Source organism: Streptomyces sp. NPDC039609, assembly GCF_055596705.1.
Map to the genome: position 1 here is coordinate 14,899 of NZ_JBVIUJ010000007.1, position 15,113 is coordinate 30,011.

Sequence of the window (15,113 nt, forward strand, 5' to 3'; positions counted from 1 at the left end):
CCACTGTAAGCCGGAGCTGTGTGTCCGCACCCCATTCTTTATTTACGGACAGAACGGACACGATCCGCAATGGTCGTCCTGCCAATGGCACCATGACGCGGTGACCCACGCACGGCAGCACATCAACCGCGTCCCTGTTCAGGTGGTCGCCCACCGCGGAGCCTCCGAGGACGCCCCGGAACACACTCTGGCCGCCTACGTGAAGGCCATCGAGGACGGCGCCGACGCGCTCGAGTGCGATGTCCGGCTCACCGCCGACGGCCACCTCGTCTGCGTCCACGACCGACGCGTCGACCGCACCTCCAACGGCCGCGGCGCCGTCTCCGCCCTGGAGCTCGCCGACCTCGCCGCCCTCGACTTCGGCACCTGGAGGGGGCGCGAGGAGGCGGGCGAGAGCCCGGACTGGAAGGACCCCGAGCTCACCTCCGTACTCACCCTGGAACGCCTCCTCGAGCTGGTCTCCGACGCCGGCAGGCGGATAGAACTCGCCATCGAGACCAAGCACCCCACCCGCTGGGCGGGCCAGGTGGAGGAGCGGCTGTTGACCCTCCTCAAGCGGTTCGACCTGGCGGAGCCGGCGGCTCCGGAGGACTCCCCCGTGCGTGTCATGAGCTTCTCCCCCCGCTCCCTCAGCCGGATCGCGGCGGCCGCGCCGACCCTCCCCACCGTCTCGCTGTCCCAGTTCGTCACGCCCCGGCTGCGCGACGGACGGCTGCCGGCGGGCGCGCGGATCGCCGGACCGTCGATCCGGATCGTCCGCCACCACCCCACCGTGATCCTTCGGCTCCAGAAGGCCGGGCACCAGATCCATGTATGGACGGTGGACGATCCGGAGGACGTGGAGCTGTGCGAGCGGCTCGGCGTCGACGCGATCATCACCAACCGCCCCAAGCAGGTGCTGTCCCAGTTGGGCCGCGTTTGACCCGTTCTCCCCACCCGCATCGGGGCTTACGGGGAGTGCACCGGCGCGTTCGGCCCGTACTCGATCGTCACGAGTGCGTCACCGGAGGCTGTCTGGCCGGTTTCCGGTCCAGGCCATTGGGGCATCCACACCGTGGCGTGGGGCAAAGGAGGTCTCGGGGGTGGCGTTGGTGGTGGCACAGGAGGTGCCCACGTCGTCGAGCATGGCCGTACCCCATGGCCCTGCGGGCGTGGGTGAGGCGCGACACCGTATGCGGGAGCAGTTGAGCCGCAGCGGGATGTCCGAATCGGTCGTCGACGATGCGGTACTGATCCTTTCCGAGCTGCTCAGCAATGCCTGCCGGCACGGCAGGCCGCTGGGGCGGGCCGAAGTGGGCGACGGGGACGTCCGAGCCGCGTGGCGCATCGATGTGTCGGGTGGCCTGACGGTCGAGGTGACGGACGGCGGTGGTCCCACACGGCCTGTTCCTTCGACGCCCTCGGTCACCGCGCGCGGCGGCCGTGGGCTGAACATCATCAGCGCGCTGGCCCAGGACTGGGGAGTACGGGACAGCGCGACCGGCGAGGTCACGGTCTGGGTGATCGTCACCGAGGGCCATCGGCGCGAGGACTTCGCGGCGAGGGTCGGCGGCGGCTCGGGCTTCGACTTCCTGGACGCGTACGACGACCTGGACTGAAGCGACGCCTCCGAGGAGTGGACCGAAGCCCGGACAGCGCCGTCGAGCGACCGCCCGAGCGCGACCGGGCAACAGACCGGACACCGACCGCCCCGGCCTGAGCCCCGCATCGCTTCCGTACGGCTAGGCTCGCCCGACACAGAGCCGTGCACCGAGCACGGCCCTGCACCACCGCACTGCCGCTATCGGGAGAAGCCACACCATGGCCAAGAAGCGCCCCCAGACGAAGGCCGCCAAGGCACAGGTCACGAACGGGGAGATCCCGGTCGTCGGTGCGCGCGAGCCGTGCCCGTGCGGTTCGGGCCGCCGCTACAAGGCGTGTCACGGCCGGGCCGCCGCACACGCCGTGACCGAGCTCGTCCAGCGCCCCTTCGAGGGACTGCCCGGCGAGTGCGACTGGGTCGCGCTGCGCGAGCTGGTGCCCGCCGCCACCGTTCCGCTCACCCTCAAGGACGGCCTGCCCGAGGGCGTGCCCTCGGTGACGCTCGCGACCGTGCTGCCGATGGCATGGCCGGCGCTGCGCCGCGACGACGGCTCCGTTCTGCTCGCCCTGCAGAACGACTCCTCCTCCGGCGACCTCGCCCGCGACCTCGCCGACACCCTCCAGCGCGCCCTGGAAGCGAAGCCCGGCACCCCGGTCGCCGCCCGCCGTGTGCCCTCCGAGGGCCCCCGTCTGCAAGACCTGCTCGACCCGAACAGCGATTTTGCGCCGGTCGTGCACGAGGGCTTCGAATTCTGGATCCCGGAGTCCGCCGACAACTCCAACCCCGAGGTCACCGCCTCCCTGGAGCGCGCGAACGCCGCCGCGATCCCCACCGTCAAGCTGACCGGTGTGGACTCGGCGTACTGGTGCGAGACCCCGGAGAAGAACCACCTGCGCTGGGTCATGCCGCACCCCGAGGAGAAGCTCCTCGACGCGCTCGCCCGCCTGCACGCCGCCGGCACCTCCGCTCTCGTCGACGACACCCGCCTCGTCGGCTCCTTCCGGGCGCACGGCCTGATGGTCCCCGTCTGGGACCTGCCCACCTCGATGAGTGCCGAGGACTGCGAGAAGCCGGCCGCCGAGTTCGCCGAGCGGCTCGCCGCGGCGCTGGCCTCCGACGCCCCGCTGACGCCGGAGGAGCGCCGGGCGCGCGGCGGTCTCACCAACCGTCAGGTCACTCTCAGCTGACACACGCGGTGGCAGCCGTCACTGACAGACCGATCAGTCGGTGACTTCCGCCACAACTCCGCCGCACGACCTGATAAATCCCTGTCCGAATAACCGAGATCGAATTTGCGAACCGCAGATCTCTTGTTACGGTTCTAGAAGCCCGGTCGCTGGTGCATCCCCCGTCGCCAGCGATCGGGCCTTCTCATGCCCGGACGGATCCCGTCCCGCGCTCAACTACCGCCCGTGCTCGCCGCGTTGCTCCCCGACCGCAGCAACAGCGGCGTACTGTCGCCTTCTCCCGCGCCCGCGAATTCCGCCACGGCCGAATATGCCGAAGCAACACCCCGTGCGCGCTCCCGAGGCGTCTCACAAGCCCCCGGTTCGTCCTGTGCCGGGATGGCACAACGCACTTGTACGGTTCGCCCCGCGGGGCCCATCAGAGTGAGTACGGAGTCCAGTCGCTGGCCCGTGGCGTTGCGGTAGTACGTGCGCGCCCAGGTGTCGGGCCCCTCGGTGAGGACGCAGGTCTGCGCCTCGATCCCGTCGGGAGAGGTGAGCTCGGGTCCGCAGTGCGAGGCGTGGCCGGGGAGGTCCGAGGGCGACGGCTGCCGCGGACGGGGCGGAGCCGGGGTCGCGGGCGTCGGCCGCTCCTCGGGGGCGCCGAGGCCGAGGCCCGGCAGCAGGCCGCCGTCGGCCTTCGGCTTCGCGTCGTCGCCCGGCCCCGGGCCTGCCGCCGGGCCGGCGAGGGCGACCAGCGGCAGCAGCGTGGCACACACCACGGCGGCCCCGAGCCCGATCATGCGGAGATTCATGGGGACCCACCTGCCCGGCTGGCTGCGACTCGTGAACGGTGCGCCGAAGATATCGGCGGATCGGGGGCGCTCAGCGCGTCGCGCGCCCATTTCCCGTACAACTCGGGCAGCCTCACACCCGTACGGGTGACGCAGACGCCGGAACGGGCCTCGAGTCCGGCGCGGCCCGCAGGACGGAGCACCCACGGCACGGATCGCCCGCCCGTGAACACGTGGGCCCCTTAGGCCCCCTGCCCCGTCCGTGCACGAGCCTTCCGCGAGCCTGCCCCAGCCCCGTCCGTACGCGAGCCTTCCGCCGCCCGTCCGTACGCGAGCCTTCCGCCCACCGCGTCAGTACGCGAGTCTGCTTCCGCCCTCCGGTGCGCCCGTGCTCGCCTCCACCAGCGCGTCCACGACCGCCTCCACGTCCGGCAGCCACGGCGTGGCCGAGCCCTCCAGCGGGGCTCGCTCCCAGCGCACCTGGCCCGTCCCCGCGACCGAGGGCGGCAGCAGCAGATAGCCGCCCTCCCCGTGGAAGCGCAGCGAGCTGGGCACGCTGTCCTTCGCGTAGAGGAGTTCGCCGAGCTGTTCCAGGCTGTACGGGGCGACCAGCAGCGACCAGCGGGTCGGCGTCGCCACCACGGGGCCGAGCCTCATGCCCATCGTGTCGAGCGCGGCCAGGGCGCGCGCTCCCGCGACGGCCGGCAGACTCACCGCGCAGGGCGCCCTGCCGCCGGTGGCCAGGACGATCGGGGCCTCCGGCCGCCGGGTCCACCACCAACGGATCATGCGCTCGTCGGTCGTGGCCGCGAGCAGGCCGGGGTCGAAGGGGTGTGCGCCGGGAACGACACACTGCGGGTCGGGGCAGGCGCAGCCCACCCCTCCGGACGTACGCGTCGTCGTCTTCAGCCCCACGCCGGGCAGTACGGGCCAGTCCCACTCGGTGGCGCAGACGAGCGCCGCGTCGAGCTGGACAGTCCTCTCCTTGCGCCGGAACCGGAGCCTGCGTCGCCTTCCGAGGATCTCGCGCATGAGCGCTCGTTCCTTTCCGTTGAACGCCGAATCCACATCACACCATGTGCAGATCACTTCACTGTGCGTATCAGCGCGTACAAGGTCGGCGGATCACCGCCCCGTGCGGTGGGGCGGGAGGGGCCGAGCTGAGGCTCGTCGTCCACTCGAGGGGCGCGGCCTGCGGCGGTGAGGACGCCCAGGCACCCTGCCAGGTTCCGGGGCTGCTTCAACTGCCCCTGGCCATCACCGTTTACGTACCCATCACGTTCAAATCAACGCGCTTTCAAACGACGCCAGTCGACCGCAAAAGGTGCACGGTGGGGGTAATTTTCAGCCAAGTTGGCCCGCACTTCAACCCTTCTGCCAAACCCCATAGACACCACAAGTCCCGTAGGGACAATGCTGGACATCGCTCCTCTTGTGCGTGTACATGTGGATGCATTGCTAGCGGCGCAGATTGACATGGGGGTTTGCGATGCTAATGAGCGAAACACACCGGCCGGAAAGCCGGTCGACATGAGCGCCCCACACCTGCCGAAAGTGGCCGGAATCGATTCCACAGTTCCGTCGCCCGCGCACACTACCGCGCCCGTCCCACCCGTCATCCCCTCCGACGCGCCCCTCCCTGACATCCCCGGCGAGTTGATCCAGGACCGGCTGGCCGGCTGGGTCTCGGACCTCACCACCCTCCACGAACTCACCGAACGCCTGGTCAAGACCGGTTCGCTCGACGAAGCACTGCGTGAGGTGCTGCGCGCCGGCGCCGCCCTCGTCGGCGCCCGCCGCGGCATGGCCGTCCTCGAACCCGCCGACGGACTCGGCCCGACCTCCACCGTCGGACTCGGCCTCGCCCACGCGGACCTCGGCACCATCGAGACCGTGCCGCGCAGCGCCACCTCCTACGGCCGCATCCTCGACGGCCTCCCCGAACCGGCCGGCCCCGGAGCCCTCCGCGATCCGACCGGCTCCAGAGCCGCGCGCGACCCGCTCACCGGCCGCGATCCGCTCGCCACCCCCGACTCCGTCGCCGTCCCCGATCCGGTCGCGGTCCCCGACCTCCTCGGCGAGGCCGAACTCGACCCCCGCCACCGCGAGGTCGCCGCCCGGCTCGGCTATGCCGCCAGCTACGCCCTCCCCCTCGCCACCGAGGACGCCGGCAGGCTCGGCGCCGTCGTCTGGCTGTACGACGAGCCCGCCGAACCGGTCGAGCGTCAGCGCCACCTGATCGGCCTCTACTGCCGTTACGCCACCGAACACCTCGCCCGGCTCCTGGAGCTGGAGCGCGCCCGCGTCCAGGTCGCCACCGTCGCCGAGGAGTTGCTGCCCAGCCGCCTCCCCCGGGTCCCCGGCGTCCAGCTCGCCGCCCGCCACCGCACCGGGCCCCGGGGCGGCGGCGACTGGTACGACGCCCTGCCGCTGCCCGAGGGCGCCCTCGGCCTCGCCGTCGGCTCCGTGTCCGGGACCGGCCCCAGCGCGCTCGCCGCCATGGGACGGCTGCGCGCCTCCCTGCGGGCGTACGCGGTCATGGAGGGCGAGGACCCCGTCGCCGTCCTGTCCGACCTGGAACTCCTGCTCCGGCTGACCGAGCCCGCCCGCTCGGCCACCGCGCTCTTCGCCTACTCCGAGCCGAAGCAGCGCAAGCTCGTCCTCGCCGGGGCCGGACACACCCCGCCACTGATCATCGGCGACCACCGCACCGAGTTCGTCGAGACCTCACTGTCCGCGCCGCTCGGGATGCTCGCCTGCTGGGAGGCGCCGAGCGTCGAGATCACCCCGTCCCCCGGAGAAACGGTGCTGCTGTACACCGACGGGCTGCTGCGCCGGACCGGCGACCCCATGGACCGGGCCTTCGCACGGCTCCACGCGGCCGCCGCGAGCGTGCCGAAGGCGGACCGGACCGACCCCGGGGCCATCGCCGACCACGTGCTGCGGACCCTGCTGCCCGAGGGCCTCGACACGGGCGTGGACGGGGAGGACGTCGTCCTGCTCGCGGCCCGCTTCGAGTGAGCGGCGAGCCTCCGGCGAACGGCGGCTTCGATGAGCAGCGAGCTTCGGGGAACTGCGTGTAGACCACATGTGACTCAGCGGTAATAGGTCTTCAGGCCCTGGGCCCCCTTCCGTACGACCGTACGATGGAGGGGGTTCAGTGTCGTACCAAAGGAGACCCCCCGTGGCAGACGAGCTCACCCCGGAAACCCCGGACGAGTCCGAAGAACCGATCAAGCAGCGCAAGAACGGCCTGTACCAGGGCGTCTCCGACGAGCTCGCCGAGAACATGAAGTCCGGCTGGGCCGACACCGAGCTGCACGACCTGCGGCCGATCGCGCAGGCCGAGCACACCGCGGCCCGCCGCGCCGCGCTCTCCGCGCGCTTCCCGGGCGAGCGACTGGTGATCCCCGCCGGCAACCTGAAGACGCGCTCGAACGACACCGAGTACAGCTTCCGCGCGTCGACCGAGTACGCGTACCTCACCGGCGACCAGACCGAGGACGGCGTCCTCGTCCTGGAGCCCACCAAGAGCGGCCACACGGCGACGATCTACCTGCTGCCCCGCTCCAACCGCGAGAACGGCGAGTTCTGGCTCGACGGCCAGGGCGAGCTCTGGGTCGGCCGCCGCCACTCCCTGACCGAGGCCGAGCGGCTCCTCGGCATCCCCGCCAAGGACGTGCGCGAGCTCGCCGCCGCCCTCAAGGAGGCCACCGGCCCCGTCCGCGCCGTCCGCGGCCACGACGCCGGTATCGAGACGGCCCTGACCGACAAGGTCACCGCCGAGCGCGACGAGGAACTGCGCGTCTTCCTCTCCGAGGCCCGCCTCGTCAAGGACGCGTTCGAGATCGCCGAGCTCCAGAAGGCCTGCGACTCCACCGCCCGCGGCTTCGAGGACGTCGTCAAGGTCCTCGACAAGGCCGAGGCGACCAGCGAGCGCTACATCGAGGGCACGTTCTTCCTGCGCGCCCGCGTCGAGGGCAACGACATCGGCTACGGCTCCATCTGCGCCGCCGGACAGCACGCCACCACCCTGCACTGGGTCCGCAACAACGGGCCGGTCCGCTCCGGCGACCTGCTGCTCCTCGACGCCGGCGTCGAGACCAACGAGCTCTACACCGCGGACGTGACCCGCACCCTGCCGATCAACGGCCGCTACACCGAGCTCCAGCGCAAGATCTACGACGCCGTGTACGAGGCGCAGGAGGCCGGCATCGCCGCGGTGAAGCCGGGCGCCGCCTACCGCGACTTCCACGACGCCGCCCAGCGGGTGCTCGCTGAGAAGCTCGTCGAGTGGGGCCTCGTCGAGGGCCCGGTCGACCGCGTCCTGGAGCTCGGCCTCCAGCGCCGCTGGACCCTCCACGGCACCGGTCACATGCTCGGCATGGACGTCCACGACTGCGCCGCCGCGCGCACCGAGGCGTACGTCGACACCACCCTCGAGCCGGGCATGTGCCTGACCGTCGAGCCGGGGCTGTACTTCCAGGCCGACGACCTGAGCGTGCCGGAGGAGTACCGGGGCATCGGCGTCCGCATCGAGGACGACATCCTCGTCACCGAGGACGGCAACCGGAACCTCTCCGACTCGCTGCCGCGCCGCTCGGACGAGGTCGAGGCATGGATGGCCGGCCTGAAGGGCTGATCACCTCGTCCGTACGAGAAGGGCCCCCGCCGACGCGATCGGCGGGGGCCCTTTTTGTCACACATCATCAGATTCAGGTCAGCGCGAGAGGCGCGTCCGCCCGCCATTTGACGATCTTGTCGAAGCTGACGAGCGCACCGCCCCGGCCCGTACGGCCGAAGTGGACATGGTCGGCCAGCTCCTCGATCAGCCGCAGACCACGGCCGTTCTCGGCGTCCGCGGCGGCGGGCAGCGGGGACCCCGAGAAACCCGGACCCGAGTCCGCCACCTCGATCCGACAGGTCTCGCCGTCCAGATAGGCGGTGACCCGGTACTCCTCCGAGGCCATGCCGGAACCCGTGTCCCCACCGTGCTCGACGGCATTGGCACACGCCTCGGTCAGGGCGATCGACAACTCGTAGGACACGTCCGGGTCGACGCCCGCGGTCTCCATCGTGCCGAGAAGGAGCCGCCGGGCGAGCGGAACGCTCGCGGCTTCGCGCCTCAGATGGAGGGACCACCAGATGCTCATGCTTCAGCCTCCTGGCTGCGGCTCGACATGCTGCGGCGCGACATACCGTTACCTATTGCCGCCCTAAGGGGTCCGTAAGCCCCTGGAGAACACAAGAGCCCTCATTCGGCGGATGTGGGCACGCCGGACGCCGGTGTATGTCAGGCCCGAAGCAGCCAAAGGGTGACCTTCCGGACCTGCCGTATGGCAGGTGGGGGCCTGGTGCGATGATGACCCCGCCATGTCTGCCCCCGCGCTCGCACCACGTCTGCTGAGGGCCGCGGTGTTCACCGCGGTCTGCGTCGTGCTGTCCGGGCTCGGACACGCCATCGCCGCGTGCGCGGGCATCGCCCTGTGGACCGTGGTCGCCGGATTCCTCGGCATCTTCGGCATCACCGCGCTCTTCGCCGGGCGCGAGCGTTCGCTGCCCGCCATCGTCACCGCGCTGGCCGGCGGACAGCTCGGGCTGCATGTGCTGTTCGGCCTCGGCCAGCGTCCACTCACACCGGGCGCACTCGGCCCGGCCTCCGACGACGCACTGATCCGCATGGCGGCCAAGCTGGTCTGCGGCGCGGGCGCCGCGTCGCTCAGCCCCGCCGACGCGACCCGCATCATCACCGACGCCGGTCTCGACCCGGCCGCCGCGGCCGCCCAGCCGCACCCCACCCACGGCGCCCACCTGGCGACCGGCGCCGCGCAGAACGCCGACCTGCTGCCCAACCTTCCGATGGCGCTCGGCCACCTGCTGGCCGCGCTCGCCACCGGCTGGCTGCTGCGCCGCGGCGACCTCGCCCTCGGCCGGCTCGTCCGGCTCTCCGCCCAGGGAGCGACCGAGCTCGCCGAAGACGCCCTCGTCCGTTCCCTGCGCGCCGCACTCGCTCTCGTACGGGCGCTCCTCGCCGGCCTTCCCGGGCTCCCGGCGGCCGGTCCGCGCCACCCCGCCCGTACCGCGGCCGACTCCTCCGCGCCACCCGTCGCGGAGGCACTCCAGCACACGGTGATCCGGCGCGGCCCGCCGGCCGCCGACTGCGTCCTCGCAGCCTGACGCGGACCGCTCACAGGGAGCGGGCCGCGGCGATCCGCATCCCTGCGCCCGTACCCGGTCGTTCGCGCTCGCTCGCGTCGTCCGGCCCTCGGCGCGGCGGACCTCTCACCCATCCTCCCGAGCTGGAGTGTCTTCTGCCATGAACGTCTCCCGAATCGCCCTCGCCGGCGGAATCGCCGTCTCCTCCGTCGTCCTGCTCTCCGGCACCGCCTTCGCGCACGTCAGCGTGCAGCCGCAGGGCGAGGCCGCCAAGGGCGGTTACGCGACCGTCAACGTCAAGGTCCCCAACGAGCGCGACAACGCCTCCACCATCAAGGTCGAGGTCAACTTCCCCACCGACCACCCGCTCGCGTCCGTGATGCCGCAGCCGCTGCCGGGCTGGAAGGCCGAGGTCACCAAGGCCAAGCTCGCCAAGCCGCTGGAGCTGCACGGCAAGAAGATCAACGAGGCCGTCTCCAAGGTCACCTGGACCGCCGACGGTTCGAAGATCGGCCCGGGCCAGTTCCAGCAGTTCCCGCTCTCGCTCGGCCAGCTGCCGGAGGACGCCGACCAGCTCGTCCTCAAGGCCATCCAGACCTACGACAACAACGAGGTCGTCCGCTGGATCGAGGAGCCGAAGGAGGGCGCGGCCGAGCCGCAGAACCCCGCTCCCGTACTGAAGCTCTCCGCGGCCACCGAGGACCACCACGGCGGCGGCGCCACGAAGACGGACGACAAGGCCGGTCACGACGACAAGGCCGGGGCCGAGAAGTCCCACACCGAGGCCGCCGGCTCCGACAGCAGTGACACCACCGCCCGGGTGCTGGGTGTCATCGGCATCCTCGCGGGCGTCGCGGGCGTCGCCTTCGGTGTGCTCGCCGGCCGTCGCCGCTCGGCCTGAACCCCCTTCCGCAAGAAAGAACACGATCCATGTCAGTCCAGAAGTCGACCGACCCGAACACCGATGAGCGGGCGCGGCCGAGCCGCCGCACCCCGCTCATCGCCGCGGCCGTCGCGGTCGTCGCCGCCCTCGCGGTGACGGCCGTCGTCGGCCTCGGCGGAGGCGACGACAAGGCGACGGGCTCCGGCAACGGAGCGGTCACCGAGGTCTCCGCCGACGGCAACTCCACCAAGGCGGCGACGGTCCTCGACCGCCCGTTCACCAAGCCCGACCTCGTCCTCACGGACACGAAGGGCCAGAAGTTCGACCTGCGCGAGCGGACCAAGGGCAAGCCCACGCTGATCTACTTCGGCTACACGCACTGCCCCGACGTCTGCCCGCTGACGATGAGCAACATCGCCATCGCCAAGAAGCAGCTCCCCAAGGCGGACCAGGACAAGCTCCAGGTCGTCTTCGTCACCACCGACCCCGAGCGGGACACCTCGGCCGAACTGGCCAAGTGGCTCCCGGCCGCCGGTGACCCCACCTTCACCGGTCTCACCGGCGACTTCTCCACGATCCAGGCGGGCGCCCGCCAGATCGGCATCGGCATCGACCCGCCGAAGAAGGGGAAGGACGGCTCGGTCGTCTCCATGCACGGAGCCCAGGTGATCGCGTTCTCGCCCACGACCGACCAGGGCTACGTCCTGTACGGCGAGGACACCACCATCGACGACTACGCCAAGGACCTGCCGAAGATCATCAAGGGGGAGAACCCGTGAACCGCCGCACCACCACCCTGATCGCCGCCGTCGCTCTCACCGGCAGCCTGGCGCTGACGGGGTGCTCGTCCGACACCTCCTCCGACAAGGCGGACGGCAAGCCCGAACTGAAGGTCAGCGGCGCGTTCATGCCGCAACCCGTGATGGACATGGCCGGCGGCTTCCTGACCATCAAGAACGACAGCGGTACGGCCGACAAGCTGACCTCCGTCACCAGCCCGGTCTCGGACGACGTACAGATCCACGAGACGAAGAACCAGAAGATGCAGCAGGTGAAGTCCTTCGACATCCCAGCCAACGGTGAGCTGAGGCTCGAACGCGGCGGCAACCACATCATGTTCATGGGGCTGAAGACGAAGCCGAAGCAGGGCGACAAGGTCAGCATCGAGCTGCACTTCGAGAAGGCCGCACCCATCAAGATCGACCTGCCCGTCGAGGCCGCCACCCACAACCCGAAGCAGCACTGAGCTAGTTGAGGGACTGACACACACATGAGAGCCACCGCCCCGCGCCTCGGAACCGCCCTGACCCGGCTGCTGCTCGTCACGGCCGCGCTCCTCGGCACGCTGCTCGCCGGCGCCGCCCCCGCGTCCGCGCACGCCGCGCTCACCGGCAGCGATCCCCAGGACGGGGCGGTGGTCGCCACCGCCCCCAAGGACGTCAACCTCACCTTCTCCGAGCAGGTCGCCATGAGCACCGACTCGATCCGGGTCCTCGACCCGGCGGGGAAGCGCGTGGACACCGGAGAAATCCGCGACCTGTGCAGCGGATCGATCGTCAAGTACGGAGTGGGACTCCGCTCCGGCCTGCCCGAAGGCACCTACACCGTCGCCTGGCAGACCGTCTCCGCCGACAGCCACCCCATCGCGGGCGCCTTCACCTTCTCCATCGGCGCCCCCTCCCAGACCTCCGTCGCCCTGCCCGACCAGGAAGCCGGCGGCGGACTCGTCGGCGCGCTGTACGGCATCGCCCGCTACGTCTCCTACGCCGGCTTCGTCGTCCTCGTCGGCGGCGCCGCCTTCGTCCTCGCCTGCTGGCCCCGCGGCGCCGGGGTCCGCCCGGTGCAGCGACTCGTGGTCCGGGGCTGGCTGACACTCACCGCGGCCACCCTCGTCATGCTGCTCCTGCGCAACCCGTACACCGGCTCCGGCGAACTCGCCGACGCCTTCGACCTCGGCGGACTGAAGTCCGTCCTGGAAACGAAGACCGGCGCCGCGCTCATCTCCCGGCTGATGCTGCTGGGCGCTGCGGCACTCTTCGTCGCCGTGCTGTTCGGCGCGTACACCAGGCGGAACGACGAGAAGGAGAAGAAGGACCTCACCTTCGGACTCGCGATCGGCGGCACCGTGGTGGCCGCCGGCATCGCGGGCACCTGGGCACTCGCCGAACACGCCTCCACCGGCCTGCAGCCGGGCATCGCGATGCCCGTCGACATCCTGCACCTGCTGGCGGTGGCGGCCTGGCTGGGCGGCCTGACCGCGCTGCTCGTCGCGCTCTACCGAGCCCCCGACATCGAGCGCGCCGCCGTCGAGCGCTTCTCGAAGGTCGCCTTCGCCTCGGTGATCGTCCTGGCCGCGACCGGGCTCTACCAGTCCTGGCGACAGGTCGGCTCCTGGTCGGCCCTGACCGGCACGTCGTACGGACAGCTGCTACTGGTCAAGGTCGGGCTCGTGGCCGTGCTCGTGGGGATCGCCTGGGTCTCCCGCCGCTGGACCCAGCGACTCGGCGCACCGGCGAAGGCCGACGCCGTCGAGGACACCGCGGAGCACGCCGTCGACGACATCGACGAGGAGTCCCCCGAGACCGCCGACGACGGCTCCGAAGCGGCCGACCGGGATGCCGCCGTCGACCCCGAGCGGGCCGCCCAGCTCGCCCGCCAGCGGGCCGCCGTCGCCACCGCCCGGAAGAAGCGCGACCGCGACGCCGACCCCGAACGCAGCGGCCTGCGCCGCTCGGTCCTGACCGAGGCCGTCGTCGCCGTGGTCCTGCTCGCCGTGACCACCGTCCTCACCTCGACCGAGCCAGGCCGTACGGAGGAGGAGGCAGGGCGCTCCCAGTCCACGTCCGGCTCGACCGCCGTACCCGACCGGCCCGTGGACATCCGGCTGCCCTTCGACACCGGCGGCATGGACGGCAAGGGGACGGTACGGCTCAGCCTCGCCCCCGGCCTTACGGGCGCCAACGCCCTGCACGTCTATGTCGACCGGCCGAACGGCCGCCCGCTGGACGTCCCCGAGATCAAGGTGGCCTTCACCTTGAAGGAGAAGAACGTCGGCCCGCTGCCGGTCGCACCCGACCGGATCCAGACCGGGCACTGGAGCGCGAACGGCGTCCAGATCCCGATGGCCGGTGAATGGCAGATCCAGGTGACGGTCCGTACCTCCGACATCGACCAGACCACCATCGACAAGAACGTGAAGATCGGCTGACCCACGTGAGCAACGACGACAAGCTTGAGATCTCCCGACGGCGCGTACTCGGCACGGTCGGCGCGGCGGGCGCCGCCGGCATCGCGCTCGGCGCCGGCGGTGGCGCCGGAGTGTACGCGGCGGTCGCCGACTCCGGCTCCTCGACGACCACCGACGCGAAGGCGCTGACGACGGTCGGGGCGACGCAGGCGATGTTTCACGGGAAACATCAAGCGGGGATCACCACTCCCCTTCAGTCGCGGGGCCATCTGATCGCCTTCGACCTCGCACCCGGAGCGGGCCGCAAGGAGGCAGCCGCACTGCTGCGCCGCTGGTCGGCGACTGCCAAGGCGCTGATGGCGGGCAAGCCGTCGACCGACGACACCGGCATCGCCCTGGACGCCGGCCCCTCCTCGCTGACCGTCACCTTCGGCTTCGGCCACTCCTTCTTCGGCCGCACCGGACTCACCGCGCTCCGCCCGACGCAGCTCGATCCGCTGCCCGCCTTCTCCGCCGACGCGCTCGACCCGAAGAAGTCGGAGGGCGACCTGTGGGTGCAGATCGGAGCGGACGACGCCCTGGTCGCCTTCCACGCACTGCGCGCACTCCAGAAGGACGCGGGCGCGGCTGCCAAGGTCCGCTGGCAGATGAACGGCTTCAACCGCTCCGCCGGGGCCACCGCCAAGCCGATGACAGCCCGGAACCTGATGGGCCAGGTCGACGGCACCGGGAACCCCAAGCTCTCCGACCCCGACTTCGACCGGCGGATCTTCGTCCCCGACTCCGCGTCGGGCACGTCCACGGCCCCGGAGTGGATGGCCGGAGGCTCCTACGCCGTCGTACGCCGGATCCGGATGCTGCTCGACGACTGGGAGAAGCTCTCCCTCGACAAGCAGGAGAAGGTCATCGGCCGGCGGAAGTCCGACGGCGCCCCGCTCACCGGCGGGAACGAGACGACCGAACTCGATCTCAACAAGGTCGGACCGGACGGCCGGCTCGTCATCCCGGACAACGCGCACTCCCGGATCTCCGCCCCCGAACAGAACGGCGGAGCGGCCATGCTCCGCAGGCCCTTCTCCTTCCACGACGGCATCGGGCCGGACGGCACACCCGACGCCGGACTCCTCTTCGTCTGCTGGCAGGCCGATCCGCTGAGGGGCTTCGTGCCCGTGCAGCGCAAGCTCGACCGGGGCGACGCCCTGTCCTCCTTCATCCGGCACGAGGCGAGCGGCCTGTTCGCTGTGCCGGGCGGGGCGGCCGAGGGCGAGTACGTGGGCCAGCGGCTGCTGGAGTCCTGACCCCGGGCGGGCAGAGGGTCGGCACGTCCCGCGCCTATTAGGGTGAC

The 15,113-nt window shown here is 71.2% G+C and carries 14 protein-coding genes; 11 read left to right on the forward strand and 3 right to left on the reverse strand.

Annotation, left to right across the window (positions count from 1 at the left end; all coding sequences use genetic code 11):
• The first annotated feature begins 100 nt into the window (after window positions 1-100).
• From ACZ561_RS21205 to ACZ561_RS21215, 3 genes are all read left to right on the forward strand, one after another.
• The gene (locus ACZ561_RS21205; protein ID WP_470997288.1) at window positions 101-922 is read left to right on the forward strand and encodes a glycerophosphodiester phosphodiesterase; all 822 of its coding nucleotides are present in this window, start codon (window positions 101-103) and stop codon (window positions 920-922) included.
• A gap of 73 nt (window positions 923-995) precedes the next feature.
• Window positions 996-1,598, forward strand: a complete 603-nt coding sequence (locus ACZ561_RS21210) for an ATP-binding protein (protein WP_470997291.1) — start codon at window positions 996-998, stop codon at window positions 1,596-1,598.
• A gap of 202 nt (window positions 1,599-1,800) precedes the next feature.
• Window positions 1,801-2,769: a DUF5926 family protein gene (locus ACZ561_RS21215; RefSeq protein ID WP_470997293.1), complete on the forward strand. Its 969-nt coding sequence runs from the start codon at window positions 1,801-1,803 to the stop codon at window positions 2,767-2,769.
• A 212-nt stretch (window positions 2,770-2,981) separates the two neighbouring features.
• Here ACZ561_RS21215 and ACZ561_RS21220 read toward each other — a convergent pair whose 3' ends face one another.
• Both ACZ561_RS21220 and ACZ561_RS21225 read right to left on the reverse strand, forming a co-directional pair.
• On the reverse strand, window positions 2,982-3,563 hold the full coding sequence (locus ACZ561_RS21220) for a hypothetical protein (RefSeq protein ID WP_470997296.1): 582 nt from the start codon (window positions 3,561-3,563) through the stop codon (window positions 2,982-2,984).
• A gap of 330 nt (window positions 3,564-3,893) precedes the next feature.
• Complete coding sequence (locus tag ACZ561_RS21225; RefSeq protein ID WP_470997299.1) at window positions 3,894-4,574, reverse strand: bifunctional DNA primase/polymerase; 681 nt, start codon at window positions 4,572-4,574, stop codon at window positions 3,894-3,896.
• A gap of 381 nt (window positions 4,575-4,955) precedes the next feature.
• Here ACZ561_RS21225 and ACZ561_RS21230 point away from each other — a divergent pair, with 381 nt between their 5' ends.
• Together ACZ561_RS21230 and ACZ561_RS21235 are read left to right on the forward strand one after the other, a co-directional pair.
• Window positions 4,956-6,563 carry a PP2C family protein-serine/threonine phosphatase gene (locus tag ACZ561_RS21230; RefSeq protein WP_470997301.1) on the forward strand — a complete coding sequence of 536 codons (1,608 nt, stop codon included), beginning with the start codon at window positions 4,956-4,958 and terminating at the stop codon, window positions 6,561-6,563.
• A 163-nt stretch (window positions 6,564-6,726) separates the two neighbouring features.
• The gene (locus ACZ561_RS21235) at window positions 6,727-8,184 is read left to right on the forward strand and encodes an aminopeptidase P family protein (protein WP_470997304.1); all 1,458 of its coding nucleotides are present in this window, start codon (window positions 6,727-6,729) and stop codon (window positions 8,182-8,184) included.
• A 73-nt stretch (window positions 8,185-8,257) separates the two neighbouring features.
• Here the strand turns inward: ACZ561_RS21235 and ACZ561_RS21240 are convergent, their stop codons facing one another.
• Complete coding sequence (locus ACZ561_RS21240) at window positions 8,258-8,695, reverse strand: ATP-binding protein (RefSeq protein ID WP_376438487.1); 438 nt, start codon at window positions 8,693-8,695, stop codon at window positions 8,258-8,260.
• Window positions 8,696-8,915: 220 nt separating this feature from the next.
• Between ACZ561_RS21240 and ACZ561_RS21245 the strand changes: the two genes are divergently transcribed.
• The 6 genes from ACZ561_RS21245 to efeB all read left to right on the forward strand — a co-directional run bounded on the left by ACZ561_RS21245 (window position 8,916) and on the right by efeB (window position 15,066).
• The gene (locus ACZ561_RS21245) at window positions 8,916-9,719 is read left to right on the forward strand and encodes a hypothetical protein (protein ID WP_470997307.1); all 804 of its coding nucleotides are present in this window, start codon (window positions 8,916-8,918) and stop codon (window positions 9,717-9,719) included.
• Between the two features lie 139 nt (window positions 9,720-9,858).
• Window positions 9,859-10,599: a YcnI family copper-binding membrane protein gene (locus ACZ561_RS21250; protein WP_470997310.1), complete on the forward strand. Its 741-nt coding sequence runs from the start codon at window positions 9,859-9,861 to the stop codon at window positions 10,597-10,599.
• Window positions 10,600-10,628: 29 nt separating this feature from the next.
• On the forward strand, window positions 10,629-11,360 hold the full coding sequence (locus ACZ561_RS21255) for an SCO family protein (RefSeq protein WP_470997313.1): 732 nt from the start codon (window positions 10,629-10,631) through the stop codon (window positions 11,358-11,360).
• Entirely contained in the window at window positions 11,357-11,827 is a 471-nt protein-coding gene (locus ACZ561_RS21260) for a copper chaperone PCu(A)C (protein WP_470997316.1), read from the forward strand. The genes ACZ561_RS21255 and ACZ561_RS21260 overlap by 4 nt, the downstream gene beginning before the upstream one ends.
• Window positions 11,828-11,851: 24 nt before the next feature.
• A complete protein-coding gene (locus ACZ561_RS21265; RefSeq protein ID WP_470997319.1) occupies window positions 11,852-13,789 on the forward strand; it encodes a copper resistance protein CopC in 1,938 nt (645 codons plus the stop codon).
• A 5-nt stretch (window positions 13,790-13,794) separates the two neighbouring features.
• A complete protein-coding gene (gene efeB / locus ACZ561_RS21270; RefSeq protein ID WP_470997321.1) occupies window positions 13,795-15,066 on the forward strand; it encodes an iron uptake transporter deferrochelatase/peroxidase subunit in 1,272 nt (423 codons plus the stop codon).
• Window positions 15,067-15,113: the final 47 nt, after the last annotated feature.

What these genes read in the sequence shown, in the direction of transcription:
- ACZ561_RS21215 (WP_470997293.1), top strand. Translation starts at nt 1,801, where the DNA reads ATGGCCAAGAAGCGCCCCCAGACGAAGGCCGCCAAGGCACAGGTCACG.
- ACZ561_RS21220 (WP_470997296.1), bottom strand. Translation starts at nt 3,563, where the DNA reads ATGAATCTCCGCATGATCGGGCTCGGGGCCGCCGTGGTGTGTGCCACG.
- ACZ561_RS21225 (WP_470997299.1), bottom strand. Translation starts at nt 4,574, where the DNA reads ATGCGCGAGATCCTCGGAAGGCGACGCAGGCTCCGGTTCCGGCGCAAG.
- ACZ561_RS21230 (WP_470997301.1), top strand. Translation starts at nt 4,956, where the DNA reads ATGCTGGACATCGCTCCTCTTGTGCGTGTACATGTGGATGCATTGCTA.
- ACZ561_RS21240 (WP_376438487.1), bottom strand. Translation starts at nt 8,695, where the DNA reads ATGAGCATCTGGTGGTCCCTCCATCTGAGGCGCGAAGCCGCGAGCGTT.
- ACZ561_RS21245 (WP_470997307.1), top strand. Translation starts at nt 8,916, where the DNA reads ATGTCTGCCCCCGCGCTCGCACCACGTCTGCTGAGGGCCGCGGTGTTC.
- ACZ561_RS21250 (WP_470997310.1), top strand. Translation starts at nt 9,859, where the DNA reads ATGAACGTCTCCCGAATCGCCCTCGCCGGCGGAATCGCCGTCTCCTCC.
- ACZ561_RS21255 (WP_470997313.1), top strand. Translation starts at nt 10,629, where the DNA reads ATGTCAGTCCAGAAGTCGACCGACCCGAACACCGATGAGCGGGCGCGG.
- ACZ561_RS21265 (WP_470997319.1), top strand. Translation starts at nt 11,852, where the DNA reads ATGAGAGCCACCGCCCCGCGCCTCGGAACCGCCCTGACCCGGCTGCTG.